The organism is Xenorhabdus beddingii (assembly GCF_002127545.1).
In the GTDB taxonomy this organism is placed as follows: Bacteria; Pseudomonadota; Gammaproteobacteria; order Enterobacterales; family Enterobacteriaceae; genus Xenorhabdus; species Xenorhabdus beddingii.
This window is the reverse complement of record NZ_MUBK01000021.1, coordinates 37367-63442: the sequence shown is the minus strand read 5'-3', so window position 1 is coordinate 63442 and position 26076 is coordinate 37367. Positions and strand designations below refer to the sequence as shown.

26 protein-coding genes and 1 pseudogene are annotated in these 26076 nt (G+C 43.9%); 12 read left to right on the top strand and 15 right to left on the bottom strand.

The window, feature by feature from the left end; all coding sequences use genetic code 11:
- The first annotated feature begins 14 nt into the window (after positions 1 to 14).
- Complete coding sequence (locus Xbed_RS12965) at positions 15 to 1115, top strand: TPM domain-containing protein (RefSeq protein WP_086113335.1); 1101 nt, start codon at positions 15 to 17, stop codon at positions 1113 to 1115.
- A gap of 138 nt (positions 1116 to 1253) precedes the next feature.
- On the opposite strand, the gene Xbed_RS12960 is transcribed toward Xbed_RS12965, so the two are convergent.
- The 5 genes and pseudogenes from Xbed_RS12960 to Xbed_RS12940 form a co-directional block, all read right to left on the bottom strand.
- Positions 1254 to 2969 (bottom strand): DUF2326 domain-containing protein, encoded by a 1716-nt coding sequence (locus tag Xbed_RS12960; protein WP_208612241.1) that lies wholly within the window; start codon positions 2967 to 2969, stop codon positions 1254 to 1256.
- On the bottom strand, positions 2966 to 3265 hold the full coding sequence (locus tag Xbed_RS12955; RefSeq protein WP_208612240.1) for an ABC-three component system middle component 6: 300 nt from the start codon (positions 3263 to 3265) through the stop codon (positions 2966 to 2968). The genes Xbed_RS12960 and Xbed_RS12955 overlap by 4 nt, the downstream gene beginning before the upstream one ends.
- On the bottom strand, positions 3234 to 4187 hold the full coding sequence (locus Xbed_RS12950) for an ABC-three component system protein (RefSeq protein ID WP_086113333.1): 954 nt from the start codon (positions 4185 to 4187) through the stop codon (positions 3234 to 3236). The genes Xbed_RS12955 and Xbed_RS12950 overlap by 32 nt, the downstream gene beginning before the upstream one ends.
- A 460-nt stretch (positions 4188 to 4647) precedes the next feature.
- Positions 4648 to 5778: pseudogene (gene cml / locus Xbed_RS12945) on the bottom strand (CmlA/FloR family chloramphenicol efflux MFS transporter); the annotation flags it as partial.
- A 205-nt stretch (positions 5779 to 5983) separates the two neighbouring features.
- Positions 5984 to 6847 (bottom strand): YicC/YloC family endoribonuclease, encoded by an 864-nt coding sequence (locus Xbed_RS12940; protein WP_086113331.1) that lies wholly within the window; start codon positions 6845 to 6847, stop codon positions 5984 to 5986.
- A gap of 125 nt (positions 6848 to 6972) precedes the next feature.
- On the opposite strand from Xbed_RS12940, the gene rph reads away from it, so the two are divergent.
- The 3 genes from rph to Xbed_RS19740 all read left to right on the top strand — a co-directional run bounded on the left by rph (position 6973) and on the right by Xbed_RS19740 (position 8723).
- Positions 6973 to 7710: a ribonuclease PH gene (rph, locus tag Xbed_RS12935; protein ID WP_086113330.1), complete on the top strand. Its 738-nt coding sequence runs from the start codon at positions 6973 to 6975 to the stop codon at positions 7708 to 7710.
- A gap of 100 nt (positions 7711 to 7810) precedes the next feature.
- A complete protein-coding gene (pyrE, locus tag Xbed_RS12930) occupies positions 7811 to 8452 on the top strand; it encodes an orotate phosphoribosyltransferase (protein WP_086113329.1) in 642 nt (213 codons plus the stop codon).
- 97 nt (positions 8453 to 8549) lie between these two features.
- Positions 8550 to 8723, top strand: coding sequence for a hypothetical protein (locus Xbed_RS19740; RefSeq protein ID WP_167371907.1), 174 nt, complete (start codon positions 8550 to 8552; stop codon positions 8721 to 8723).
- A 29-nt stretch (positions 8724 to 8752) separates the two neighbouring features.
- On the opposite strand, the gene slmA is transcribed toward Xbed_RS19740, so the two are convergent.
- The 3 genes from slmA to coaBC all read right to left on the bottom strand — a co-directional run bounded on the left by slmA (position 8753) and on the right by coaBC (position 11212).
- Positions 8753 to 9352 carry a nucleoid occlusion factor SlmA gene (slmA, locus tag Xbed_RS12925; protein WP_086113328.1) on the bottom strand — a complete coding sequence of 200 codons (600 nt, stop codon included), beginning with the start codon at positions 9350 to 9352 and terminating at the stop codon, positions 8753 to 8755.
- A gap of 179 nt (positions 9353 to 9531) precedes the next feature.
- A complete protein-coding gene (gene dut / locus Xbed_RS12920) occupies positions 9532 to 9990 on the bottom strand; it encodes a dUTP diphosphatase (protein ID WP_086113327.1) in 459 nt (152 codons plus the stop codon).
- Positions 9968 to 11212 carry a bifunctional phosphopantothenoylcysteine decarboxylase/phosphopantothenate--cysteine ligase CoaBC gene (gene coaBC / locus Xbed_RS12915; protein WP_086113326.1) on the bottom strand — a complete coding sequence of 415 codons (1245 nt, stop codon included), beginning with the start codon at positions 11210 to 11212 and terminating at the stop codon, positions 9968 to 9970. The genes dut and coaBC overlap by 23 nt, the downstream gene beginning before the upstream one ends.
- A 300-nt stretch (positions 11213 to 11512) precedes the next feature.
- Between coaBC and radC the strand changes: the two genes are divergently transcribed.
- From radC to Xbed_RS12875, 7 genes are all read left to right on the top strand, one after another.
- Complete coding sequence (gene radC, locus Xbed_RS12910) at positions 11513 to 12205, top strand: RadC family protein (RefSeq protein ID WP_086113325.1); 693 nt, start codon at positions 11513 to 11515, stop codon at positions 12203 to 12205.
- A gap of 278 nt (positions 12206 to 12483) precedes the next feature.
- Positions 12484 to 12720, top strand: coding sequence for a 50S ribosomal protein L28 (gene rpmB / locus Xbed_RS12900; RefSeq protein ID WP_045967846.1), 237 nt, complete (start codon positions 12484 to 12486; stop codon positions 12718 to 12720).
- An 11-nt stretch (positions 12721 to 12731) separates the two neighbouring features.
- Positions 12732 to 12899, top strand: a complete 168-nt coding sequence (rpmG, locus tag Xbed_RS12895) for a 50S ribosomal protein L33 (RefSeq protein ID WP_010847629.1) — start codon at positions 12732 to 12734, stop codon at positions 12897 to 12899.
- Positions 12900 to 13089: 190 nt separating this feature from the next.
- A complete protein-coding gene (locus tag Xbed_RS12890; RefSeq protein ID WP_086113324.1) occupies positions 13090 to 14208 on the top strand; it encodes a glycosyltransferase family 4 protein in 1119 nt (372 codons plus the stop codon).
- Between the two features lie 187 nt (positions 14209 to 14395).
- On the top strand, positions 14396 to 15460 hold the full coding sequence (locus tag Xbed_RS12885) for a glycosyltransferase family 9 protein (protein ID WP_086113323.1): 1065 nt from the start codon (positions 14396 to 14398) through the stop codon (positions 15458 to 15460).
- 18 nt (positions 15461 to 15478) lie between these two features.
- A complete protein-coding gene (locus tag Xbed_RS12880) occupies positions 15479 to 16600 on the top strand; it encodes a glycosyltransferase family 4 protein (protein WP_086113322.1) in 1122 nt (373 codons plus the stop codon).
- Positions 16581 to 17759 (top strand): glycosyltransferase family 4 protein, encoded by a 1179-nt coding sequence (locus Xbed_RS12875; RefSeq protein WP_086113321.1) that lies wholly within the window; start codon positions 16581 to 16583, stop codon positions 17757 to 17759. The genes Xbed_RS12880 and Xbed_RS12875 overlap by 20 nt, the downstream gene beginning before the upstream one ends.
- A gap of 107 nt (positions 17760 to 17866) precedes the next feature.
- Here Xbed_RS12875 and rfaL read toward each other — a convergent pair whose 3' ends face one another.
- Complete coding sequence (gene rfaL, locus Xbed_RS12870; RefSeq protein WP_086113320.1) at positions 17867 to 19117, bottom strand: O-antigen ligase RfaL; 1251 nt, start codon at positions 19115 to 19117, stop codon at positions 17867 to 17869.
- A 125-nt stretch (positions 19118 to 19242) separates the two neighbouring features.
- On the opposite strand from rfaL, the gene mutM reads away from it, so the two are divergent.
- Positions 19243 to 20064 carry a bifunctional DNA-formamidopyrimidine glycosylase/DNA-(apurinic or apyrimidinic site) lyase gene (gene mutM, locus Xbed_RS12865; protein WP_086113357.1) on the top strand — a complete coding sequence of 274 codons (822 nt, stop codon included), beginning with the start codon at positions 19243 to 19245 and terminating at the stop codon, positions 20062 to 20064.
- 43 nt (positions 20065 to 20107) lie between these two features.
- Here the strand turns inward: mutM and coaD are convergent, their stop codons facing one another.
- The 6 genes from coaD to rfaQ form a co-directional block, all read right to left on the bottom strand.
- Positions 20108 to 20590: a pantetheine-phosphate adenylyltransferase gene (coaD, locus tag Xbed_RS12860; protein ID WP_086113319.1), complete on the bottom strand. Its 483-nt coding sequence runs from the start codon at positions 20588 to 20590 to the stop codon at positions 20108 to 20110.
- Entirely contained in the window at positions 20587 to 21363 is a 777-nt protein-coding gene (locus tag Xbed_RS12855) for a glycosyltransferase family 2 protein (protein WP_086113318.1), read from the bottom strand. Before Xbed_RS12855 ends, coaD begins: the two co-directional genes overlap by 4 nt.
- A complete protein-coding gene (waaA, locus tag Xbed_RS12850) occupies positions 21363 to 22640 on the bottom strand; it encodes a lipid IV(A) 3-deoxy-D-manno-octulosonic acid transferase (protein WP_086113317.1) in 1278 nt (425 codons plus the stop codon). Before waaA ends, Xbed_RS12855 begins: the two co-directional genes overlap by 1 nt.
- 103 nt (positions 22641 to 22743) lie before the next feature.
- Positions 22744 to 23847, bottom strand: a complete 1104-nt coding sequence (locus Xbed_RS12845; protein ID WP_086113316.1) for a glycosyltransferase — start codon at positions 23845 to 23847, stop codon at positions 22744 to 22746.
- Positions 23844 to 24974, bottom strand: coding sequence for a glycosyltransferase family 4 protein (locus Xbed_RS12840; RefSeq protein ID WP_086113315.1), 1131 nt, complete (start codon positions 24972 to 24974; stop codon positions 23844 to 23846). The genes Xbed_RS12845 and Xbed_RS12840 overlap by 4 nt, the downstream gene beginning before the upstream one ends.
- Positions 24971 to 26041 carry a putative lipopolysaccharide heptosyltransferase III gene (rfaQ, locus tag Xbed_RS12835; RefSeq protein WP_086113314.1) on the bottom strand — a complete coding sequence of 357 codons (1071 nt, stop codon included), beginning with the start codon at positions 26039 to 26041 and terminating at the stop codon, positions 24971 to 24973. Before rfaQ ends, Xbed_RS12840 begins: the two co-directional genes overlap by 4 nt.
- Between the last annotated feature and the right edge of the window lie 35 nt (positions 26042 to 26076).

Here is a 26076-nt window from a genome sequence, read left to right as displayed (position 1 = left end):
ACTAAGGATATTTGATGTTAGTGATCTCCCATCAACCGAAGGGTGGTTTTATTGCCCGCATAATACAACTGAAAAGCCGGTGTTTTTTGATAATAAAACAATTTCTTATCCTGTTTTTATTGCTGACAGGAATGAGTAATGTATCAGCCGGAGAGATAAAACAGGAAACAAAAGCCGTTGATGTTCCTGCGTTAAGCAAGCGAGTGACCGATATCTCCAAGGTCCTGACGAAAGAAGAGAACCAGCGGCTGACCCGCCAACTGAAAAAACTGCAATCTGAAAAAGAGGTACAGATGGCAGTGCTGATCATCCCGACGACAGGCCGTGATACGGTTGAAGAGTTTGCTTCCCGTGTATTTGAACAATGGAAGTTAGGCAGCAAAGAACGCAATGATGGCATCTTGTTCTTGATCGCTTCTGACGACCATAAAATGCGTATTGCGGTGGGTTCCGGTCTAGAGCGTGAGCTAACCGATGGCAAGATTGCTCGTATTTTGCGTGAAGATGTGAAGCCGGCTTTCAAAGAAAATGCGTATTTTGAGGGAACCAGCAATGCCATTGATTCAATGAATATCTTACTGAAAAAGCCCGGGCAAGCGGAAATACAGGATGAAACCTCAAAGCTAACTCAGGCTCTTGAAGAAAACGACAGCGCATTGAACAAAATATCGGGTAAGGATATTGCCGCGTTATTCGGTTTTTGGTTGGTCTGTATGTTCCTTCTGCCAATGAAGGTTTTCCGCACAGGGCACTGGTTTAAGCGTTTACTTAAATGCGTCCTGACTATAGTGGCAGGAACTTGTGTACTGGATTTTGTTGGCGCATTTCCTTCCATTCCGGGTGAATTTTATCTGTTAATCCTCTTGTCGCCAGTGATTCTGGTGTTTTTGTTGATCTCTTCGGTAAAGTCATTGCTGAAAAGCCTGTTCGGCAGCCTTTTTGGTGGCTTGTTTGGTGGTTCCGGTTCGAAAACATCAACGGCAGCAGATAGCATAAAAACGGCAATAGAGAGTACAAAAACCACAACAGATAGTACAAAAGGTGACGACGACGATGACCGCTTTTCCGGTGGCGGCGGCCGCAGGGATGGTGGTGGTGCTTCGGGTAGTTGGTGATTTTTGGGGTGTATGGGTGGGGGATTGATCCCCCTGCCTATCTAATCCATCAACAAAATAATTTAATATTAAAATTCAGTGTATTATTTGATGAACCATTTTCGTGACGTTATGAAAGTAGTTCATCGTAGTTATGTTTTACTTAATTTCAGGCGACTTACCAAACTGAATACCCAGTAATTTATTTTTAGCTAAATCACCATTTAATTTAAGTACTACAGAATCCATTAAATATTTTCTATCCCCATCAGACAGATAAGATAGCATCGCATCATAGTTTTCGGTATTTAAAGTTGCGATATATTGCTTATTGGAATCTTCCAATTTCTTATGGATAAAGGAAAACCAGTTAGCCCTTGCGCCGGGATCGATATCCGCAAACAGTCGATTATCATGCCAAAGCATATCGATAGTATGGTTTGCGCCCTTCATCCATATTAACCAGTCAAAGCAGAGTATTCTGGCGGCATTTATTCCATCCGAATCATCTCCTTCAATCTGAACGGTTAAATCATACCGAATTTGATTGTCTCCGGTATTGGATTCCAATACGATACCCGCAGGGACCCTGGGATATAGGGTTTCTGCCAATTTAGTGAATTCGATATCGAGATGATGTAAAGGCTCTGATTGAGTATAATAAGTCGCCAGCCTATCTTCTTCGACTCGTTTTTCTCTAATCCTCTGTGCTTTTTCCTGCAATTTGCTGGTAAAGTTAAGAAACTCGGATAATCTTTCTCGCTCTTCTTCAAAATTAGCGACCTGTTTTGCGATAGCCGCGTATTCATCCAGCGCTCTTTTTCCTTGTAAATACTGAATTTTTTGATCTCTTGTCAACGATAAATTACGACGTTTTTCTTCTAATTGACTCTTTTTATTGAGTAAATTAATTTTATCGTTCATCAAACGAGTACGACGATTGATAGACAAAGAATGGTGGAATTTTTCTACAGCCTCAAAATGAGCCAGAGCCTCTGGTTTGAATATGGCTTGGAGCCCTTGATAGAGATCCATTAAGTCTTGCTTACTGATATCAGGGTGATGAGCGATGGTTTTTTCGATATTTTCAACCTGAAAATCAATAACGGAGATATCTTTCTCAATATTTCTAATGCTTGATGTTAGTTCTCCTGTTTCCATTTCAAGAGCTCGATAATTCTCCGCAATTTGAAATTGACTTAAATCTTCTTTGAGGATGGAAAGTTGTCTATCCAACCATTCCAAACGGAGTTTAGGTTGTGCTCCTGCACGGAACATATCTTTTAATATTGTGTCTTTCTGCCAGTTCGTGATCGCTTTGTTAATTTCATCCAATGCTTTTTTATGGTCACGTTTATTAACAACTAATGAGCATTCAAGGCCAAGCAGATATAATGTCCTTAATTTAGCATCGAAATCAATTTCTTTGTTGGTTCTTAGCGGATCAAGGCAATCTTCTCGAAGATATCGGGCAAACCGTTTAATCAGAGATCTAAATGATAATAATGGAATGTTTGAGTCTAATCTGAATAATCCTGACGTATCCAGCCACTGTTTATATTTTTTCAGTTTTATCGGTTCATCATTTAAGGTGATTTTTTTACCATCACCGGTTCGTGATACTCGATATTCCTTGCCGTTATAGGCAAATAGCAGAGTAAACCACCAGTCTGGTACGGCATAGGACAAGCGTTTATCGGCATTAGCGCCTAAGCAATGGTGAATTAAACCCAAAGCAAGCGTTTTTCCTACACCATTACTACTGCCTTCTTTCTCTTCAGAACTGTCACCAATGATCAACGTTAGCCCTTTCTCATTGAAAGTAATCGGTTTAAAAGTAGGTTGATCACAGGTCAAGCTGATTAAGCGCATCATTCCTCTCCTTGAAGATCACCATTAAACATTTTTTTTTGTTGGTTTGGTGAAATAAATATATGACCGTCTGGGTTAGATTCAGCAATTTGAATCGCAAAGAGAATATCAACAGCTAAAATTAATTGGGTGAATGACGGTTTTATCAGTGCATAATCATGGTCTTCGTTAACCAGAACCCATAGTTCATCTAAGCTTCTGGGCTCATCCAGAAATCGGCGAATATAGCCTGCAATCGCGATGAGCGAGTTTGCAAAGCGGATATGTTTATGCGGTAGCAGCATTGTTTGGATGTTCATAGGCATCACATGTTTCAAAATATTTTGCGAGTATAATTTCAGCCATGGTGCTAAAAGCTGTCGCACTATGCGGGTTCTCTTTGGCCTGCTCGGGAACAAGCTCGTCTAGTATCCAAAAGTAACGTAAATCAGCAGCATCTCCTAAATTATCAGGAAATCTTTCTTTACTTCTGGCATAAATATTTTTGATCTCTTCCGCGATGGATTGTTGGTATCCCTCATCAATAGAGTCTAGGTATTCATCAATAACTGCAATTTTGAATGAATTTAACCTTAACCGTAGTCCTATCTGTTCATGTAACCCATTAAACTTTATTTTTTCCTCAAAGTCTGGCGCCGTATCACTTAAAAATTGTAAACCAGAGGGAGACTTATTGATCAAATGATTGAGTAATTCCATGATAGCCCCACGATCGATAAAATCCGGCACATCGGAAGGTATTAGACCAATAATGTCTTGACGTTCATCTTCGGTTAAGGACATAAACCGCTTGAGCAATGCTGTTGTGTTGACTGTTCCTACATAAAGTAGTCCTTTGTTTTCTTTGAGTTGCAATAAAGCCGGACTAATTGGGGCAGGAATGCCTTGAAATCGATCATTCATCACAAATGAATATTTTTCAACTGTCCCCCATTTTGCTGATAGTTTCTCAAAATCACCGACTGCTTTGTCGATTATTTGATTTATTTTGATTTGGGTATTGGGTTTAGGTCCATAAACTTGAAAATAGTGTTTTTCTAAAGGTATCCAACCATCATTTCCTCCATCACCCCAACTTCCCCAAGGAGATACCGATTGAAAATCATCTTCGCTATAAGACATGATCTTAGAAAATAGCTCTTGAAAAGCCTCTCCACTGGCTTCATGAATTTTAAGCCTAAAAAGCTTCACATATAGATAGGTGCGTTGTGATGAATTCAATGTCAAACTCCTTTTTTCATTATTCTGAGTTTATAGATGAATTTTTTTGTATTATCATTAAATAAAATTAATAACTATTTATGGTGATAATATAATTCATTATCAGTGTTAATTGAATGACTTACCTTTAATTACAATTGGTTATGTGTTTTTATTCGCGAGTTATTAAAGTACGAAAATATTATCGCAAGTGTGCTTTTTATACTATGGCTATCCACTATTTAAGGCTAATTTAACTATTAATCCCAGAGCTGGGGCTCTACTATCGTTGCTGCCGCACTGAAATTGAGAAGGTTACCGTAGAATCCCGTTTGATGATGTTTTTATTTAATATCAAAATGTTATGTTATGACACTAGATGAAAGCTATTCATCACCCTTTACCAGAAAACGCGACACGGATCTCCAGAAAGAAGTCATCCGTGTCACGGTATCGTAGGCCATCCGTTTACTTTGACCTGTTATTCATGCTCCTCATTGCTAATATGGCGTCTGTTGGGATTAAAGCCGGACAGACAAAGCACCGTCATTGCCAGGATTAGGCAATAAGCGATAATCGGCCAAGCCGTCGTGTGGGATAAAAGTGTAAGGGAGAGCGTTCCGATTCCCCCTAACAGTAATCCTCCCAGGCAGAAATAGACGGCTGTCGCCGTCCCGGCTATGTGGTCGAAACCGCGAAGTGCACCATTGGGTGCCACAGAAACCGCAGTCGCAATCCCAACACCGACGAGCCACATTGGGGCGATGAAGCCCAATACCGATTTGGGAATGAGCATTTCTCCCGCAGCCAGCAACAGTGCTCCTGCCATCAGGCAGCACATTCCCGCCCGTAACGTATTCAGGCTTCCCCACCGCGCAATCAGGCGCCCTACGCATCGCGAAGTCACCATCATTGCAATGGCCACTGTTGCGAATAGCAAACTGAAGCTAAGTTGTGATAACCCTTGTCGGCCCATCATTAGCCAAGGGGCGGTCGAAAAAAAGACGAAGAAGCTGCCCATTCCTGCACTGTAGCAGAGCGTGTATAGCCAGAAATTCAGGCGTCTTACCGGAAGAAATAGCTGTGACCATTGCAAGTCTGTCGTCCGTTGCCATCGGGTCTCAGGCCAGAGTTGCCAGGCTGCGATAACAGCGATTGTCATTGTACATCCCAGCAAGCCAAAGATTGCGCGCCAGCCCAACCAAGTGTCAACCAGCGCTCCCAGCAGCGGACCCACTGCTGGAACCATCGCGAGCATAGAACTGAGCAAACCATAGATGATATTGCTTTCCTCACGGCCAGCATAGATATCGCGTATAGTCGCGAAAGTGGCGATGAGACATGCCGAAGCACCGCAGGCTTGAATAATCCGGAGGCTCAAAAACACGTCTGGCGATGAGGTTATGCTGAGGCCGAATGAAGCGACAATGTACGCAATCCCTCCACCCAGTAAAACAGGGCGGCGCCCAAACCGATCTGACAGCGGGCCAAATAGAAGCTGACCGGTTCCTAACAGAATGAGGTATACCGTCAACGTTAGCGGGATTGTCCCTGCTCCGGCACCCAGTACATCGGCTATGAAGGGCACTACGGGCAGATACATATCCATGCCCTGATCTCTTTGTCTGTGAGTTTCGGCATTTGTGCAATTTCCAATGTAAAAAATGAATGTGTACCACAAAATGGGTTTCGTGATTACTAGTGGTACAAGCTAATCATGCGCTACTGTGATGATTCTGCAATGCTCTGATAACGAAAAAGCCAGATATAACAATATATATCTGGCTTTGTGATTTTCTCTGAAATGCTAAGAAGCATTACTCAATATTCTGAATCTGCTCGCGCATCTGCTCAATCAACACTTTCAGTTCAATGGCAGAATTCGTCACATCCGCATTAATGGATTTCGATGCCAATGTATTCGATTCGCGGTTAAATTCCTGCATCATAAAATCCAGTCGGCGGCCGACGGCTTCTTTTTTCTTCAGGATATTCCGGGTTTCTTTGACATGAGCTTCCAGACGATCCAACTCTTCCGCCACATCAATGCGTTGTGCCATTAAAATCAGTTCTTGCTCAAGGCGGTTATTCTCTAACTGGATTTGTGCTTCCTCCAGCTTGGTCTGTAAGCGCTCGCGCTGCCATTGCAGGATTGCCGGCATTTGTTCACGGACTTTTGCCACTTCCACGGTGACCGCATCCAAACGCTGCTCGATAAGTGTCTTGAGTGCCTGTCCTTCGGTCTCACGGCTTTGGATAAAGGCGTCCAGTGCCCGATCCAACTCTGCCAGCAATTGTGTGCTGATGGCATCTAAATCCTGCTCTTCGGCAGACATCACGCCCGGCCAGCGCAGGATATCCGCAGGATTAATTTCACCTTCACCGCTTTGTTGTTTAACCCAGCTTGCTGCTTCAACCAATTGTTTTGCCAGATTTTCATTCAGAAGTAAGGCACCTTGAGCACGGGTGTCCAGTTCAAAACGCAGGTTACATTCCACTTTTCCGCGAGTCAGGCGGGAACGAATGCGCTCACGGATGACAGGCTCAAGGCTTCTGAATTGCTCAGGCAGTCGAATATAAGTTTCCAAGTAACGTTGATTGACAGAGCGCAGTTCCCAAGCCGCGTTTCCCCAATCTGCCTTGATATCTCTCCGTGCAAAAGCGGTCATACTACGGATCATAATTCGTTCTCAATTTATAAAGTGATGCGCGGATTATAACGCCCCGCGTAGATGCAGGATAGGCATTCGCCGCTTTAGGCCGTATAATGCGCCTCCAATAATGTCTTAACAGCGGAGATCACACTATGAGCTTAGTAGGAAAGCGTCCGGCAGGAAGAACAGCGGGACAGGTGCGTCCTATTAAAATGACCCGTCATTACACCAAACACGCAGAAGGCTCGGTTCTGGTGGAATTTGGGGATACCAAAGTGTTGTGTAATGCCTCCGTTGAAGAAGGAATTCCGCGTTTCCTGAAAGGTCAGGGACAGGGCTGGATTACGGCTGAATACGGTATGTTGCCACGGGCGACCAATAGCCGTAATGCGCGTGAAGCGGCCAAAGGTAAGCAAACTGGCCGTACGATGGAAATCCAACGTTTGATTGCACGCTCGCTGCGTGCGGCTGTGGATCTGAAAAAATTGGGTGAATTCACCATTACGTTGGATTGTGATGTGATTCAAGCGGATGGTGGCACGCGCACCGCAGCCATCTCTGGCGCTTGTGTGGCATTGGTTGATGCCCTGAATAAGCTGGTCGCGGATGGTAAGTTGAAAGAAAGCCCACTGAAAGCAATGGTTGCGGCAGTGTCTGTGGGTATCGTTGACGGCGAAGGCCGCTGCGATCTGGAGTATGTCGAAGACTCTGCGGCTGATACTGACATGAATATCGTCATGATGGATGACGGTAGAATGATTGAAGTGCAGGGTACGGCTGAAGGTGAACCATTCAGCCATGATGAACTGCTCTCGCTGCTCTCTCTGGCAAAAGAGGGATTGGCAACGATTTTTGAAGCGCAACGAGATGCGTTAGAACCGGTTCACTAAAAGAATAAATTAATCAGGCGGCTGAAGAGTCGCCTTTTTTATGCGTGCAATCTTTATTTATGCTTGCAATATAGTAAGAAATCGAAGAGGAGAAACCCCAATGAAAGCCTATCAGCGCGAATTTATTGAGCTGGCACTGAAAAAACAAGTGCTGAAATTTGGCGAATTTACGCTGAAATCAGGTCGCAAAAGCCCTTATTTTTTTAATGCGGGTTTGTTTAATACCGGACGTGATTTGGCACTGATTGGTCGTTTTTATGCGGCAGCGCTGCTGGACAGTGGCATTAAGTGTGATTTGTTGTTCGGGCCGGCTTATAAAGGTATCCCGATTGCGACGACCACCGCAGTGGCATTGGCAGAACATCATGATATCGATATGCCTTACTGCTTTAACCGTAAGGAAGCCAAAGATCATGGCGAAGGCGGATCGCTGGTTGGCAGCCCGCTGCAAGGCGATGTTGTGGTTGTGGATGATGTGATTACGGCAGGTACGGCGATCCGTGAGTCAATGGAAATCATTAAACAGCACGGAGCCACGCTGTCTGGTGTGATTTTGTGTCTGGATCGTCAGGAACGCGGGCGTGAGACGCTTTCAGCCATTCAGGAAGTGGAGCGTGACTATCGTTGCCACGTTTTCTCCATCATTACCTTGAATGATTTGGTGAACTATTTGCGTGAAAATCCAGAGATGCAACTCCATCTGGAAGCGGTGGAAGCCTATCGCGGAGAATACGGTATTTGACGGCCGGCAAACATCGGCGGTAAGTCATTGTAAGATTGAGGGTCAGACTGAGTGAAAAAAATCCCTCGCCCAAGGGTGGGCGGGGTGAGTAGTAGAAATGGCATCTTGCATATCCGTTCTGCATACATCGTCCTGCATACTCGGTGATGCTGCTGAATGTGGTACTGATTGCAATGCCATTATTGAGTCACTTCACAGTGAACTCAATGAGTTGAAGCATGTTAACACAACTCAATACAAAAACCGCGCGTTATCATCATTTCCTGTATGAATAGGGACAATATTAAGTGCGGTGACAATTTATTGAAGTTGGGTCAATATCAATGGCCAGCGTATTTCAAACTCCGTTGTGGGACGATAGCGAAATTCAGAGCGAACAAAACGGGAGAGCGTCCCTTCACAAAACGCCAGCAATTGCGATGCCAATATGGTTTCATCGTACTTGAATCCCTGGCCATCGCGGATTTTTTTCTCTTTCAGGATCTGACGAAGCTGTGCTTCGATTCGTTCAAATAGCTGGTTGATGCGACTTTGCAGCCTGTCTTGCTCGAACATCAGGGCATGACCGGTCATAATGCGGGTTAGCCCTGGGTTTTTTTCCGCAAAGCCCAGAAGCAGGATGAGGATTAACCTAATGCGAGTGATGGTGTCTTTTTCATCTTGCAGGATCAGGTTGATGCGTGAAATTAAGGAGTCTTCAATAAACTCAATCAGGCTGTCAAACATCCGGGTTTTGCTTGGAAAATGACGGTAAAGTGCTGCTTCAGAAACGCCAACGTTTGCGGCAAGTTTTGCCGTCGTAATGCGCTGGCTGCCATCACTGGATTCCAGCATATGCGCCAGTGCCTGCAAGATTTCCTCACGTCTGTTTTTCTTTTTTGTACGTTCTTTTTCTGCCATGTCTGATAAGACCCCTGCTAAAACAGCAAAAACAAATCCAGCCCTTTCTCGCCACAATATTTTTGTTGAAAGCGGTTATTGTTGAAAACTGTTTCAGACAAAAATAAAACTGTTTCAAACAAAAATATTGCGGGCAAAAAATATGAAAATCGGTTGACGGTATCAGGTTTTATGGAACGTTATTGACGACCGGAATGACCAAAGCCACCCATACCGCGTTCACTGGTTTCAAAGTCTTCAACCAAATTAAATTCAGCCTGTACAACGGGCACAAAAACCATTTGGGCAATCCTTTCACCCGGTTTGATGGTGAATGTTTGATCGCCTCGGTTCCAAACTGAAATCATCAATTGCCCCTGATAATCGGAGTCAATAAGACCGACCAAATTACCCAGAACAACGCCGTGTTTATGGCCTAAGCCAGAACGAGGAAGAATGACCGCAGCTAATTGCTCATCCGCGATATGGATGGCGATTCCGGTTGGCAGAAGTTCAGTCTGGCCGGGAGCCAGCTCCACTGCATTATCCAGACAAGCACGTAAATCTAAACCCGCAGAGCCAGGCGTAGCATAAGTCGGTAAAGGAAAATCTTGCCCGATGCGGGGATCAAGGATTTTAACGTCGATTTTTTTCATCATAGCGTTTGAATATCTCGTCTAATAAGCGGTGGCTGAGTTGTAATTTACCACTGTGGGGTAAATGAACGCTACCATCGTGCCAGAATAGATGTAATGCATTCGTATCACTGTTGAAGCCGTGTCCGGCCAGGGATACATCGTTCGCGCAAATCAAGTCCAGACATTTTTGCTTGAGTTTTCCGCGGGCGTATTCTTCCACATTCTGGGTTTCGGCTGCAAACCCAACGACGAATGGACGATCTTTTTCCATTGCGGCAACGCTCGCTACAATGTCAGGATTTTTGACGAGTGTAAACGTGACTTCATCACCCTGTTTTTTAATTTTTTCTGTCGCGATTTGTTTGAAACGGTAGTCAGACACGGCTGCACAGCCAATGAAAATATGCTGTGAGGCTGCCGTGACCTGGACTTGTCCATGCATCTCCAGCGCACTGGTGACATCAATGCGTTTAACCCCAGAGGGTGTTGGTAAATTAACGGGACCGGTAACCAATGTGACCTCTGCGCCACGTTCAGCCGCTGCTTGTGCAATGGAAAATCCCATTTTCCCTGAGCTGTGGTTGCTGATGAAACGGACAGGATCTAAGGCTTCACGGGTTGGCCCAGCGGTAATTGTTATACGCAAGCCGGAAAAGTCCTGCCTGGTGTTCAAATGTTGCGTTGCCAGCCCGACTATCGCCATGGGTTCCAACATTCTTCCCGGACCAATATCTCCGCAGGCCTGACTGCCTTCATCCGGTCCCCAAATCAATGCGTTACGCTCTTCAAGCACTTTCAGATTATGCTGGGTTGCCTGTGCACGGTACATTTGCTGATTCATTGCGGGAACGACAGCAATGGGGGCAGAAGAGGCCAAACAGAGAGTAGTCACTAAATCATTGGCCATACCTGCGGCCAGGCGAGCCAGCAAATCCGCTGTGGCTGGAGCGAGAATGATTAAATCAGCCCACTTTGCCAGCTCAATATGCCCCATCGCGGCTTCGGCTGCCGGGTCTAGAAGATCATCGGAGACGGGATAACCTGAAACCGCTTGTAATGTGAGCGGAGTAATAAAGGCTTTTGCTGCGGGGGTCATGGCGACGCGCACCTGAGCCCCGCGATCACGTAAACGACGCACCAGTTCGGCAGTTTTATAAGCGGCGATCCCTCCGCTGATGCCGAGAACGATTTGCTTACCAGAAAGCTGATTACCAGAAAGTTGTTCGCCGGAAAATCCTGTCATTTTGATTGCCCAGATGTAAGTTGCAATTCCCTAAGATTCTACCATAAGAAAATAGGGCGTTGAGAACCGAACTTATTTAGATACTCAAAAATGGCAAATTTGCGAAGCGTTGCGCAAGCCGGAAAAATGGGACTGGCGATCTTTTTTTATCATGGGATAGTGAGTACGCGAGGGGATGGTAAGTCTGTAAAGGTAAATGCGTAAAGGTAAATGCACGAATACTGAATTGATGGATTCTATCGCTCTGGATGATAGTTCATGGATAGGGTTATAGAGGGCAAGGATATTGAGGGGGAGTATATGGATATCACGGTGATGGAGAGCAGTGATGATTTGCATGCAAATCTTGCTCCCCGGGAAAAATTGCTGGCTTATGGTGCGGTTTCTCTAACGGATGTTGAGCTGTTGGCTATCTTTTTGCGTACGGGAACCCGAGGTGTTCCTGTTGTTCAGATGGCGGATTATCTTCTGAAATCGTTTGGTTCGCTTTACCACCTGTTATCTGCGGATTATGCCGACTTTTGTTCACATAAGGGCATGGGGATGTGCAAATATGTCCAATTGCAGGCGATATCTGAACTGGCAAAACGTTTCTTCTCCAGTCAGTTTATCCATGAAGACATTATGAGCAGCCCTACCATGACTCAGAGTTATTTACAGGATTTATTGTCTTGGCAGGATCGGGAAGTCTTTGTGGTGCTGTTTTTAACCAACCAAAATAAAGTGATCTGCCATGATGAAATGTTTAAGGGAACGATAAACAAAGTTGAAGTTCATCCGCGTGAAATTGTAAAACAGGCGGTTAAAGTTAATGCTGCATCAATCATTCTTGCCCACAATCACCCTTCCGGTAACCCGGAGCCTAGTCTGGCGGATAAATTGGTGACAGAAAAAATTATTGAGGCTTGTAACTTGGTTGGCGTTAACGTTTTGGATCATATCGTCATTGGCAGACAATCTTGTGTCTCATTTATGGAAAAAGGTTGGATTTAATACCGTTTTTTCCTTCTACGATCAGATCTTAGTTGTTCGGGACTTGAGCATCAGCGAAGGAGGGCGTATACTACGCCACCTTTGAGGATCTTGGGTTTGACGAGAAGAGCCTATCTCAGTAAGTTTTTTTACTGGGGGAATGTGAATCTTTTCAGTACGTCCTTTTCAGTGAAGAGGTTTTTTCAGTAACGAAAATGTGCTGAGATGGGCTCCTAAGCCTGACGAGGCGGTCATACCCGATATAAAGCTCGAGCTGATTTGATTTTTGGAGAATAGACATGTCCCGAGTCTGCCAAGTTACTGGCAAGCGCCCGGTGAGTGGTAACAACCGCTCCCACGCATTAAATGCGACTAAACGTCGTTTTCTGCCTAACCTGCACTCTCATCGTTTCTGGGTTGAGTCTGAGAAACGTTTTGTAACTCTGCGTGTAACTGCTAAAGGTATGCGTGTGATTGACAAAAAGGGTATCGATACAGTTCTTGCCGAACTGCGTGCCCGTGGCGAGAAGTACTAAGGAGCTGAAAAATGGCTAAAGGTATTCGCGATAAAATCAAGCTGGTTTCTTCTGCTGGTACTGGTCACTTCTATACCACTACGAAGAACAAGCGTACTATGCCTGAAAAACTGGAAATGAAAAAATTCGATCCAGTTGTTCGTCAGCATGTAATGTACAAAGAAGCTAAAATTAAATAATTTTAGCGGATTAAAAAAACCCAGCATTATGCTGGGTTTTTTTATGTCTGTCGGTTAACAATGCCCCTAATAATCTGAGGGGAATCAGGTTGTGCGTGGATGCGCTCTCTTGCCGCCGCGATGCAACTCGAATTATTTTGGGTGTATACTAACGCGTTTTTAATTCTTAACCGTCAGGCGTGACTCTAAAATGGCTAAAAAGACCTTAAATATCTTACACACAGAATCATCGTGTGGTTGGGGAGGGCAGGAGATTCGTATCCTGACGGAATCTCAGGGCATGATACAACGTGGTCACCATGTCGTTATTGTTTGTTGCCCAATGTCAACCCTTTACCGTGAAGCTCACCATTATGGCGTGCCTGTCGTTGCTCTCCCGATTGAAAAAAAACGTCTTCCCTGCTTACGGGCAATGCGTCACTGGCTAAAAACAGAAGGCCGCCAATTTGATGTCATCAACACGCATAGTTCCACGGATTCTTGGTTGGTTGCGGCGGCCTGTGCGACATTAAAAGAGACGCCTGCAATCGTCCGAACCCGTCATGTCTCAACCCAGGTTTCAACGTCTGTAGCGACTCGTTGGCTGTATTTGAATGCCTGTCAGCATATTGTGACCACCGGAGAAAAATTGCGTCAATATCTGCATACTCATAATGCTTACCCGCTTTCTCATATGACTTCTGTGCCGACCGGAATAGACTTGTCGCGCTTTTATCCGGCAAACAAGCAGCAAAGCCGTCAGCGTCTAGGCATCAAGGATAAGCCCACGCTGGGTATTGTGGCCACGATGAGAACCTGGAAAGGCCATCGTTATTTACTGGATAGTTGGAAAATTCTTCACCAACGCCATCCTGACTGGCAGTTGCTGTTTGTGGGAGATGGCCCACAGAGAAAAAATTTAGAGCCACGGGTTCAGCAGGAAGGGCTGACAGAAAGTGTTATTTTTCTTGGTAATCGTCAGGATGTCCCTGACTGCCTGAATGCAATGGACATATTTGCTTTGCCTTCGTTCGGCAATGAAGGCGTACCCCAAGGCATCATGCAGGCGATGGCCTGTGGATTGCCTGTCGTATCTACGTCGGTGGGAGCAATTGCAGAGGCCGTGCTTGATAGTGAGACAGGATATATTATCGAACCCAGAAATGTTGAACAGTTGACAGAAAAACTGCATTTGTTAATGAGCGATAAAGCGCTGAGTTTACAAATGGGAAACGCGTCATTAAAACGGGCTACTCATTTATTTGGCATGGATAATATGTTAGATAAAATGGAGTCTATTTTTTATCATAGTATGAATAGCAAGCGATGAGGCTGGGTTTATATTTATGACTGAGCATTGTCTGAGTAATTAATATTTTTTTGTAACCATATGAAATATATTTAAATTGATTTCATATAATCATCACGTTTATTTATCGTTAAATAGAACATTTAATCACTTTACTGTATAGTACTCCAAGGCCAATTTTTGAATTGACAATTTAATATTCATTATTATGCAACCCCAAAATATTTTAGTCATAAATATTGCTCGTTTTGGTGATACCTTACTGGTGACACCCGTTATTCGTGCCTTGAAAACAAAGTGGCCGGAAGCAAATATTGATATCTTTGCGCATAAAAAAACAAAAGAAATTCTTGAAAATATTGCGGAAGTTAATGAATTAAAGGCTTTTTCGAAAGGAAAGGCCAGGTGGAGTGGATGGCTTTCTCGTCAGAAGTACGATCTGGCCTTGGTATATGGTAATGATGAACCGCTGTTACGATATGCTAAACGGAAAGCGAATTTAACGGTTTATTTTTCGGATGTTTCTGACGCAAAATCAAATGAGTATACTGTCGCGAAGCCCCGGGAACTGATGCCGGCGCAACAGGAAAGAGCTTTATTGATTAATGCACTTGGGGTTAGTGTCAGTGATTGGCGATTGCACTATTGTGTGAGTCCAAGTGAAGAAGAGTATGCCAGTGACTTTCTTCGTCGGCAGGGATTAGAGCAGCGGCTGAAAATTGGTTTCCAGTTACAGAGTTTTCCAGCAAAAGCCTATCGCGACTGGCCTGTAGAACACTTTTACGCATTGGCCCAACGTATTTATCGTGATTATCCGCATGCGCATATTTTGCTATTGGGTAGTCAAGAGAGTGAAAAGAGTGCGTTAATGCTTGCCGAGCAATTGGGAACAAACCGATGTTCATCGTTGGCAGGCACAACCACAATGCGGCAAAACGCGGCAATCATGAATCAACTTAATTTATATGTTGGTGTTGATACAGGAACAACGCATCTGGCTGGGGCATTGGGGATACCGATGGTGGCTCTGTATCACAGTTTTCATCCGGGCCGTTTTCTCGCCCCACAGCAACACCCAAAACTGGCGGTCATTGAACACCCGATAGATTATAGTCAGGCAACCCGGGAAGATACGATGTCGGCAATATCGGTGGATCAAGTCTGGCATGCTGTTCATAACCTACTGGAAAACTATTCGTTAGAAAATAAACCGTTAGAAAATAAATCGTTGGAAAGCAATTCGTTGGAAAATCATTCATTGGAAAATAAGTAAAAAGGATAATGAATAAAAATGAAAATAGGATTTATCGATGTTACCGTTACCATGTCTTATGGCGGCATTCAAACCGCAGTTTGGGAGCTGGCTAAGGCTTTGACTGATGCGGGGCATGAAATCCATATTTTCGGTGGAATGGGCGATGTTCGGCCCGCATTAGGTGGACGAAATATCCATATTCACACTTTCCCGTTTATTCCCAGAGAACGAGTGCTTAACATCGGGCGTCGTTTTCAACGTATTGTTGAACGTTACTCTTTTGCCCGCCATGCCCGCGAAACGGTTATTGCCGAAAATTTTGATTGGGTGATTCTGACAAAACCGTTTGATTTTTTCTGGCCGAGAATGCTGGCTGAAACATCCCGCACTCAATTTTGTTATATGAGCGGTGGAACCAGTTTTTTTAGAGGGGATCGGGTATTAGGTAAGAAAATATCTGCATGGGTTGCATGCAGCCATTTTAATGCCTGGCAAATTCAGCATCATTTTAAGCAATTTCCGCGCGTTATCTATAATGGCGTGGATATCGATAAATTCAAACCTGCTGCTTCTGGTGTCCGAACGCGATTAGGTCTCCGTGAAGAGACGTTCTTGTTAACGTTTGCTGGCCGGTTGGTGGGCTGGAAAGGGATGAAAGTGGCCATTGATGCCATGGCTTTGCTGCGGAATAAGGATGTCACGTTATTGATTATCGGTGCAGGTGAAGATTTAACATTGCTCAAAAAACGGGTTTCTGCCTTGCAATTGGAAGAGTCTGTTATTTTTCATCCGCCTGTTGGTCATGATCAATTGCCTGAATTTTACGCGGCGGGAAATGCCGGCCTCTTTCCCAGTATTGGCGATGAAGCATTTGGTATTACGATTGCCGAAGCGATGGCATGTGGGCGTCCTGTGATTGCCAGTTATATTGGTGGAATACCAGAGGTGGTTGGCAATGAAAACCGTGCTGGTATTCTGGTAACTCCTGGCGATGCTTCGGCGATTGCCGATGCCGTTGAGCATCTTTTGTCTTTACCGGACAGAGGACAAGAGATGGGGAAATATGCCCGTCAGAGGATTGAAACGATGTATACTTGGGAACATTCAGCAAGTCGCTTATTAAACGCCATCAAAAATAATGAAAATCGCGTATATTGATCCTTACCCTGTTCCTGATTATCGGGTTGCATCCCTGCAAATTTTGCAGAATGTAGATGCTTTTGCCCGTCAGGGCCATAATGTTTGCCTGATTACGCCAAAAGGCCAAAACCATGTTGAGGAGATCCTGGGGAGATCATTACCGTCAGGGGTAGAGCTAATCGCTTTGCACAATATACGTAGAAAATGGTATTTCCCTCTCAACACACAGAAATTGTTTTATATTCAGGTCTCTCGTTGGCTCAAAGAGAATCAGGTTGATGCCGTTTTTACCCGTAATATTAAAATGGCAAATTACCTGTTGTGTCATCATCCTGATATTCCTCATTTTTTTGAAAGCCATGAAGTATTTGCTCAATCGTTCAAAGAATCCCATGACTTGGTCGGCCGCAGAAACCAGCGTAAGTACCAGAAACTGAAGGAAATTGAACAGCGGGTTTATGATTGTTCCAAGGTTGTTTTTGTCCTGACCTCATTATTACGTGAAGATATTTATAAACAATATAACGTCAAAACGCCGATTGTTGTGGCACCTGATGGCGTTGATATGCTGGCGGTTGAATCGACTAAACAGACGCTTTCCGGTCGCGAACACCAAAGCGAGTCTCCAACCCAGGTGCTTTATTTAGGCAGTTTGCATCGCTGGAAGGGGGTGCCTACCGTCATGAAAGCCATGTCTTATCTTGATCATGTTGTGTTGAACATTGCGGGTGGTACGCCTGAACAGGTTGAACGGTTGCAGCAGATTGCTGAACAGATTGGCGTAAAGGATAAAGTCAATTTCCTCGGTTTTATCCGGCCTAAAAACCGCTTTCAAGTTATCGCTGATAATGACATTTGTGTTTTGCCACTAACTAAAACCAGTATCGGCAGCCGTTATACCTCTCCCCTCAAACTTTTTGAATATATGTCCATGGGAAAACCGGTGGTTATTTCTGATTTCCCTTCAATTCGCGATGCTGTCGATGAAAAAGCAGTCAATTTTGCCGATAGCGAAAATGCAGAAAGTTTTGCGGAGCAAATCCGATGGTTGCTTAATCATCCGGCTGAAATGATGGCGAAAGTTGATTACTCCCGGCAACTGGTTGCGGAACGTTTTAACTGGGATCAGCGGGCGAAGCTGATTACCCGGGTGATTGTGGAAAAATTGCTTGAATGACCCTCTCATTGTCTTAAAAAACATACAGTCTTAAAAAACATACAGTCTTAAAAAACACATAAAGCCAGCCCATACCATCTGTTGTGTATGGGCGGGTATTTTATTGATTAGTTGATTTTCTTGTCGGCTGTTTTCTTGTTATACAGCGCAATCATTAAACCAAATAAGATACCTATCTCATTGATATAGGCATTTTCAAAAGCTCCCCTGACGATAAACAAACCAATAAAAGCAGACAGAAGGATAAGCCCCGCTTGCCGGATAATCCCTCTGTGTTGGTGAATGATTTGTCCTCCCGTAAAGAGAGCTGAAAATGTCATCAGCAGTGTGGTGATCAGACCAAAGATACCCGCCGAAAACCAGAGTGATAAGAAGACATTATGTGGACCAATCGACGTTCTAAATGTCCAGCCAGGATAATCGGCCACACGGCTGTTGTAGACTTGATGATAAACTTTATTACCAAAACCATAGCCTTTGATGGGATTTTCCATGATTAGGGTCCATGCCGAACCTTGGGTTCCGTTACTATAACGATAACTGCTGTCTGTTTGAGTGAGTTTATGTAACAGTAATTGGGTATCAGGATTGGATGTGGTCGCCCAGTGTGCAGCGCCTGCCAGTAATCCTAAACATACTGTGGCTGTAAGGGTGAGTTTCCACTCTCGGTTAATCACGATGATAAATACAGTGGCTACCACAATGGCAACCCAGGCCCCACGGGAGAGCGTGCCAAGCAGCAGGAATAGACTAATCGCTGAGGCGGTAATGAGCAGTATCCAACTGAGTAAAGAGTGCTTTTTCCATAACGCCCAACTGCATAACAATACAGGAAAATAGAAAATAAACCCGTAAGAAAACTCGCGGTGATTGTAATTCCTAAACGGCATTTCACCCGTTGCATGGTAGTTAATGAGGTATTTTATAATGTCTGTCAGCGAAATAGCGACCATACCGATGATAAATGTAACCAGAATCATCTTCGCAATACGTTCTTTGCTTTCCTGATAAAGCACAATGGGGAAAGTAAAACTGAATAACAGCAATCCATTTAAGATCGGTTTGTTCATTTCCTTGAAACTTAAAGCAGGATCAATAGAAATTCCAACAGAATAGAACATCGTCAGAACAAACAGTACAACGGATAAGAATAGGTGATTACGTAGCGCCCCGACGACTTGGCGAAAATCTTTTACCAAATAGTACAGGGCTGTTATACAGACTAAAATCATGACAAGATTTTTGTATCTTGTGATATCTGGCAGATACACGAGAATAAGGTACAGTCCAACAATGGATAAATTCCAGAAGGACTTTTTGTTGTCAATTATGTTAAAGCTATTTTTAATATTAAGCATAGTGATTAATCTATTTTCTCAACTATCCCAACCAAATTTGGCTGCAAATGATACATGAAAACGGTATCGTAATCTGCTGAGATGCCATGTTGTTGACCATTTATGCAAGTATGCAAGGAGTTGGTATGCCGGAGCTACCAGAGGTGGAAACCAGCCGTAGGGGAATTGAACCTCACTTGGTTGGAAATGTAATCCAATATGCCGAAGTCAGAAATTCGCGTTTGCGCTGGCCGGTTTCCGAACAAATCATGAGGCTTTCAGATAGGCCAGTACTCAGTGTTCAGCGGCGGGCAAAGTATTTACTGCTTGAGCTGCCTGAAGGCTGGATTATTATTCATTTGGGGATGTCGGGCAGTCTACGTATCTTGTTGGATGAGACCCCTCCTGAAAAGCATGATCATGTCGATTTGATCATGGCTGATGGTAAAATTCTCCGTTATACCGATCCCCGGCGTTTTGGTGCATGGTTATGGAGTGATAATCTTAGTGAGTGCTCTGTACTGGCCCATTTAGGTCCTGAACCTCTGTCTGAGTTGTTTGATGGCGAATATCTTTACTCCCTTTCCCGCCGCAAAAAAACGGCCATCAAACCCTGGCTAATGGATAATAAAGTGGTCGTTGGTGTCGGAAATATTTATGCCAATGAAGCGTTGTTCGTTGCGCACATCTTGCCTGAACGTCCGGTAAATTCACTGACACAGCAAGAGGCTTATTTATTGGCGGATATCATTAAACAGATCTTGCAACGCTCGATTGAACAAGGTGGAACGACACTAAAAGATTTTCTGCAATCTGATGGCAAACCGGGATACTTTGCTCAGGAACTGTTTGTCTACGGTAAGAAAGGTGAACTTTGCCCGCGATGTGGTGAGACAAGTGGTGAAAGAATAGAGAGCGTAAAACTGGGGCAACGCAGTACGTTTTTCTGCCGTCAGTGTCAGCATTAAAGCCGGTTGGGGGGCTAAGGCGTGTGCCCCCTGCATGACGATATTATTTGTCTAATTTCTTTAGCATTGCCCGAGTCACCGGCTCAGACAGAAATGACGAAATATCACCGCCATGGCGTGCAACATCCTTGATTAAGGATGAGGAGACGAAGGACAGACTTTGAGAAGGCAGTAAAAAGACACTTTCCAGTTCCGGCATAAAATGTCGGTTCATGTTGGCAAGTTGCCACTCATATTCAAAATCAGAAACAGAACGTACCCCACGGATTAGGATAGTCGCCTGCTGTTTTTTAGCAAAATTGACCATTAATTCACTAAACCCGACCACATCGACATTTTCCAGATGGGCGGTGACCTCTTTGGCTAAGGCAACCCGCTCTTCCAAACTGAACATGGGATTTTTTCTGTCACTATTGGCGACCGCCAGTAGAACATGATCAAACATGTTTGCGGCGCGAGTAACGATATCAAGGTGACCGTAAGTAATGGGGTCAAAGGTGCCGGGATAAATCGCTTTTTTTTTCATCGTCTTTTACTCTTTGTCTGGGTTAATTCCCAAAGTGCCGCATATTTGTTGAATGTGTACTGAGCATTCACAATCGCTAACATCAACCCTTGCTTACCATCAAGAAAACCCACTCTTAACAGCCAGGTTTTGAAAAACGCGCCTAACGTATGACTGAAAATAGAAAAATAATGCGTTTTTTGACCTTGCTCGTAGCGATGTTTTGCCCAATCCCGCGCATAATTCAATTGTTTGTGCTGGAACTCCATCAAATTGCGGCAGGTCAAATGACGCAAATCACCTTTTAATGTCACGATGGCAGCGCCTTGAGTATCAAGGGATTCATGCACCTGATGGTTGTTGTATTGATAGCGTTCACGACAATAGAGACGAATGACTTTATCGGGATACCAGCCACTGTGTTTCATGAACCGCCCCATAAACAGGTTAAGACGCGCACAACGATAGACTGTCTTATCATCAGGATGAGTCAGGACTTGCTCAATGGATGCTTTGAGTTCAGGCGTCACGCGCTCGTCGGCATCAATCATAAAAATATAATCGCCGGTGGCATAGGACTGAGCGAGCTGTCGTTGGCGACCAAAACCGGGCCATTGCGTATTCGTATAGACTTTTGCACCCATCTCGCTGGCTATCTGGCAGGTTTTATCCGTGCTGCCGGAATCTAACACAATGATTTCATCTGCCCAGCTTACGGAAAGCAGGCAATCTACGATCACGTCGGCAGAGTTTTTGACAATCATGACCACAGAAAGACGTTTTTGTGCACTCATCAATGTCTCCTTGGCGGGAGATAAGGTTCCAGTAATTTTAGCAGGCGCTGCAGTGCACCTTGGTTTTCATGCAGGACTTCTGCGGCATGATGACCGTAATAGCGTCGGTAATCTTCATCTGTCAATAGGCTGTTGATGGCTGTACTCAATGACTGGCTGTCTGTGACTGTAATCAGCCCATCTGCTTTATCCAGCTTGGCACAGATATCTTTAAAATTGAATGTATGCGGACCCATCATAACGGGAATCGCATGTGCTGCGGCTTCCAGAGGGTTATGCCCACCACGTTCTATCAGGCTTCCCCCGACAAAAGCCAGGTCAGCAATACCGTACAGGAGCATTAATTCGCCCATGGTATCGCCAATGACTACCTGTACATTGGCGTCTGGAATAGTGTCAGCGCTCCGCAATATTGCGTTCAGTCCGGCTTTTTGTGTCAGTTCAGCGGCCTTGCCGAAACGTTCAGGATGGCGCGGCACCAAAATTAACAAGAGATCAGGAAATTGTTTAAGCAGTTTGCAATGTGCATCCAGAAGAATGCTCTCTTCACCCTCATGGGTGCTGGTTGCAATCCAGACCGGGCGATGAGGGGCCCATTGGCGGCGCAGTGTGATGGCTTTTGCTGCCAATTCCGGTGTCACGGAAATATCAAACTTAAGACTGCCCGTCACTGAGAGTTGGGAACGCCTTAACCCCAGTTCGATAAAACGTTCACCATCTTCCTGATTTTGCGCCGCAATCAGTGTGATCTTATTTAAGATAGTCTTAATGAAGCTGCTAATTTTCTGATATCCGGCCGCAGAACGGGCGGATAACCTTGCGTTGGCGATAACCAACGGGATTTCACGTTGATGCAACTGAGTAATCAGATTTGGCCACAGTTCAGTTTCCATGATGATCACTAATTTGGGGTTAACGTGATCAAGAAAACGGCTCATTGAACCGGGTAAATCGTAGGGAAGATAGACATGATTAACATCAGCGCCCAATGCAGACAGCACTCTTTCAGAGCCTGTCGGTGTCATGGTTGTTATGGTAATGGGCAAAAAAGGGTAATGATGCCGCAAAATCCGCACTAACGGAATGGCAGCCAGTGTTTCTCCGACAGAAACAGAATGCAATAAGATCCCACCAGGGCTAACTTTTTTGGCACAAAAACCATAACGTTCCCCCCAGCGTTTGCGATACGCAGGTGATTTACGACTACGCAACAGCAGACGTAACCAGATAATTGGTTGGATAAGGTAGAGAAGTACCTGATATAAGCGAAGCAACATTCTATCAAATTCACTGACATAGACTGCGGCTATAGTACCACATTGGCTTGAAGAAAGTGTGTAAAATGCAGCCCCCGTTTAATCATAAACGAGAGTTGCTTACTTATTTTTCTATTAATTCAAGATATTGTTTCTGTATAGAGTGTGCTTCAAATTTGTCATACATCTTATTTGTGATGGTTGGAGGAGAACCATAAACAAGTTGCATTTTTTGCGCCAACGAATCCGCATCAAGTGCGGACAGGTAGCTTTTCAATTCATCGGTCATTATCTCCCTGACACCACCAGGGCAATCAGTACTGACGATCGGTGTGTGACAAATTAATGCTTCAATTAATACTGTCGGTAAGCCTTCACTGTCTGAACTGATAACAACGGCCTTTGCTTCATTGATTATGGGGTGTGGATTAGCGTAAAAGCCTGCCAAAATGACTTTATCATCCAAGCCGAGTTTATTGATTTGTAATTTAAGTTGTTTTTCCTGCTCTTTGGAACCCTGTCCCACTATGAGCAGTGTGCAGGGTAGCTTGGCTTTGGCAAAGGCATCTATTAACCTATCTTGACGTTTGACGTGATGAAAGCGCCCGACATGCAGAATGTAGTTTAGCCCGTGATAAGGGTTGGGTTCTGATGCTTTTTCTTTTATCTGCTCAAAATTAAAGGGATTGTAGATAGTTTTTATCTGCTTGGGATGGATGGCAATATTATTGGTCAGGTCATTGCTAACTGCGTTGGAGACGCAGATCAGCTTTCTATTTTTATAAACTTTTTTTATCTTTGCTTTTTTTATCCAATAAGAAAGCCCACTTTTATGACTTAAATAGGATTGGGAATAGATCCCGTGAATACAATGCCATACATTACAATTTTCCAGAACTTTGGATTTAACAACGATACGGTCGGTCTTATGCAGATTAGAAATGACGAGAATCGGTTTGCCCTTTTGTTGGAAAAGTTCAGATAAAACTTTATCCATTGCTTTAGCTCTACGGTTTATTTCATTGAGTTTTCTGAATGGCCCTTGATAGTTATCTGAACTAACAATGTACTGGATCTCTTCCGGGATGGTGTAATCCAACTGAGTATTGAGTGAAAGTAATGAAATTTGGTAGTTTGATTGATTTAAAGCAGCCGCAAGGCGAAGAGTCACATTTTCAGCTCCTCCCCCGGGCAATCCATCAATAATAAAAAGAATATGTTCTTTCACTGTGTTAAAACTCGTTGGTAAAGATCAATTAATTGTTTAGATAAATGCTCAGGCGTTGCAGAGATTATCTGGTTTCTGGCCGCAATAGACATATCTGTTCCGACTATATTATCAGGAATGGCATAAATAGAATTACGCAATTTTTCAATATCTAATGCATCGCAGATAAAACCATTTTTCCCTTCGGTAATGAATTCTGCACCTCCACATGTCGTGCTTGTAATAACAGGCAAACCACATGCCATGGCTTCAAGCACAACATTGGGAAATGGGTCATAGAGTGTCGGAAGTAGCAGAGCATCAGAGAGTTGATAAAAGGGTAATGTCTCTTTTTGCAACCCCATAAAACGGATGCGATGCGTACACCCTAACGTGTTTGCCAGTTCCTGATACTTTTTCTGCTCTTTGTCTTTGCCGATAACGAGTAGATAGCTATCTGTATTAGCGACGGCTTTAATGGCGGCAGATAATCCTTTTCGTTCAAATCCTGAACCCACATAAATCAAGCACTTTGCGGTTGGAGGGATCTGATATTGTTGCCTAAATTGTAGGCGAGATTGCTCATCGGCGGGAAAAAACTTTGTATTATCAATTGAATTGTATATCACGACGATTTTATCTTCGTCCAACCCGAATTCTTCTATAATTTCCCTTTTTACCATCTCAGCGTTACAGATCACCTTTTTTAATGCCGGGTCAGCGTACATTTCTGCCTCAGCATTCATGACATAACGGTGATACGGCGCGTTTAACAGCCATTTCGCTTTCCATTTTGGCAACATACGGGCGCGTTGCTGTAACCAGCGCTTATGAACCCCATCTCCAGCCCGATAAATGTCACAGCCAGCGATGCGCTCATGGCTTTGAACCAAATCAAATTGTTCTTCTTGCCATAATTTTCGTGCGGATTTGGCAAAACCCTTTTCGCGGCTTATTCTTCCATATTTAATGGGATCGCATAAATGGATACGCCAATTGGGATTACTTATCCCTTGCCAAGAACGTGTAATGACATTAAGTTCAAGTTGTTGGTGTTCCAGTGCTTCTAAGGCCCTTGAAATAAAACGTTCAGCTCCTCCATCTGGACGATACTTTTGACGGACAATAGCTAAACGTAATGGTTTCATGAAATATGTTTCCTTGCTGCTGAAATGACTGCATCTGCGGGTATTAAATTTAAATAACGTTTGTCTGTATGGGTTTTTATGTCATCAGGGTGTGGAATATTGCCATAATTGCCGGCCCAAATCACCTCACCAACAGACTGCCAGGGTTTCCAAAATGTCAGTTTGGAGGGGCCGAATAATGCAATGCAGGGTGTTTCCAGAGCAGCAGCCATGTGCATTGGGACGGAATCTACCCCAATAAATAATTTAGCATGATCAATCAAAGCGGCAAGTTTGGGTAATGTTAATTTCCCCGCGAGAGAAAGGATGTTTTTTTTATCATCAGGGCAGTGTGACAAAATGGTGGCTATCATCTCCAATTCTTTTTGGTCTGGTCCCGAAGTAATGATAATACGGTGTCCATCTTTCTGTAGCGCTGTAATCACTTCCGCTATTTTTTTTTCATCCCAACATTTAAAAAACCACCGAGATGTAGGTTGAATAACGACATATCTTTCTGAAAATTGATGTTCAGAAAGAACTCTCCTTATCCATTGTAAGTCATTATCACTGTAACTCATTGTTACTTTTGTAATAATTGAATTAAATTGTAACGGTTTCAGGATAGACAGGTTTTGTTCCACTATATGCAATGAATCATGATCATCCGTTGGTACAATCTTAGTATGACAGAAACGCCATTTCCAATTTTGTCGTTTGGGGAAATCGAGAGCCAGACGAGTAGGCGCACCCGTAAAACGGGAAATAAATGCACTTCTCCATTGGTCAGCAAGGTTGATGACCAAATCATAGTGTTGTTGTCTTAATGCCTTGAGCAAATTCCACTCATGTAATAATTTCTTTCTTGTGCCCAGTTGTTTCCACTTACGGTCTATGGAAAAAATACGGGAAATTTCTGTTGAATTTTCCAACATAGGTGAAGTTTCTTGATAAAGGAGCACATCAATTTCTGCATCTGGATAGTGGTGGGCGAGTGTGCTGATTACCGGTGTGATAAGCAACATATCACCGTGATGTTGTAATTTAATCACCAGAATGCGTTTGGTTTTATTATTTTTTGGGGTCATTTGTTGAGTTCTTTAGTATATCAATATCATACGTG

Bases quoted from the DNA above. Each gene is read 5' to 3' on its own strand.
- Xbed_RS12965 (WP_086113335.1), top strand. From the start codon at position 15: ATGTTAGTGATCTCCCATCAACCGAAGGGTGGTTTTATTGCCCGCATA.
- Xbed_RS12960 (WP_208612241.1), bottom strand. From the start codon at position 2,969: ATGATGCGCTTAATCAGCTTGACCTGTGATCAACCTACTTTTAAACCG.
- Xbed_RS12955 (WP_208612240.1), bottom strand. From the start codon at position 3,265: ATGAACATCCAAACAATGCTGCTACCGCATAAACATATCCGCTTTGCA.
- Xbed_RS12940 (WP_086113331.1), bottom strand. From the start codon at position 6,847: ATGATCCGTAGTATGACCGCTTTTGCACGGAGAGATATCAAGGCAGAT.
- rph (WP_086113330.1), top strand. From the start codon at position 6,973: ATGAGCTTAGTAGGAAAGCGTCCGGCAGGAAGAACAGCGGGACAGGTG.
- pyrE (WP_086113329.1), top strand. From the start codon at position 7,811: ATGAAAGCCTATCAGCGCGAATTTATTGAGCTGGCACTGAAAAAACAA.
- Xbed_RS19740 (WP_167371907.1), top strand. From the start codon at position 8,550: ATGGCATCTTGCATATCCGTTCTGCATACATCGTCCTGCATACTCGGT.
- slmA (WP_086113328.1), bottom strand. From the start codon at position 9,352: ATGGCAGAAAAAGAACGTACAAAAAAGAAAAACAGACGTGAGGAAATC.
- dut (WP_086113327.1), bottom strand. From the start codon at position 9,990: ATGATGAAAAAAATCGACGTTAAAATCCTTGATCCCCGCATCGGGCAA.
- coaBC (WP_086113326.1), bottom strand. From the start codon at position 11,212: ATGACAGGATTTTCCGGCGAACAACTTTCTGGTAATCAGCTTTCTGGT.
- radC (WP_086113325.1), top strand. From the start codon at position 11,513: ATGGATATCACGGTGATGGAGAGCAGTGATGATTTGCATGCAAATCTT.
- rpmB (WP_045967846.1), top strand. From the start codon at position 12,484: ATGTCCCGAGTCTGCCAAGTTACTGGCAAGCGCCCGGTGAGTGGTAAC.
- rpmG (WP_010847629.1), top strand. From the start codon at position 12,732: ATGGCTAAAGGTATTCGCGATAAAATCAAGCTGGTTTCTTCTGCTGGT.
- Xbed_RS12890 (WP_086113324.1), top strand. From the start codon at position 13,090: ATGGCTAAAAAGACCTTAAATATCTTACACACAGAATCATCGTGTGGT.
- Xbed_RS12885 (WP_086113323.1), top strand. From the start codon at position 14,396: ATGCAACCCCAAAATATTTTAGTCATAAATATTGCTCGTTTTGGTGAT.
- Xbed_RS12880 (WP_086113322.1), top strand. From the start codon at position 15,479: ATGAAAATAGGATTTATCGATGTTACCGTTACCATGTCTTATGGCGGC.
- Xbed_RS12875 (WP_086113321.1), top strand. From the start codon at position 16,581: ATGAAAATCGCGTATATTGATCCTTACCCTGTTCCTGATTATCGGGTT.
- rfaL (WP_086113320.1), bottom strand. From the start codon at position 19,117: ATGCTTAATATTAAAAATAGCTTTAACATAATTGACAACAAAAAGTCC.
- mutM (WP_086113357.1), top strand. From the start codon at position 19,243: ATGCCGGAGCTACCAGAGGTGGAAACCAGCCGTAGGGGAATTGAACCT.
- coaD (WP_086113319.1), bottom strand. From the start codon at position 20,590: ATGAAAAAAAAAGCGATTTATCCCGGCACCTTTGACCCCATTACTTAC.
- Xbed_RS12855 (WP_086113318.1), bottom strand. From the start codon at position 21,363: ATGAGTGCACAAAAACGTCTTTCTGTGGTCATGATTGTCAAAAACTCT.
- waaA (WP_086113317.1), bottom strand. From the start codon at position 22,640: ATGTTGCTTCGCTTATATCAGGTACTTCTCTACCTTATCCAACCAATT.
- Xbed_RS12840 (WP_086113315.1), bottom strand. From the start codon at position 24,974: ATGAAACCATTACGTTTAGCTATTGTCCGTCAAAAGTATCGTCCAGAT.
- rfaQ (WP_086113314.1), bottom strand. From the start codon at position 26,041: ATGACCCCAAAAAATAATAAAACCAAACGCATTCTGGTGATTAAATTA.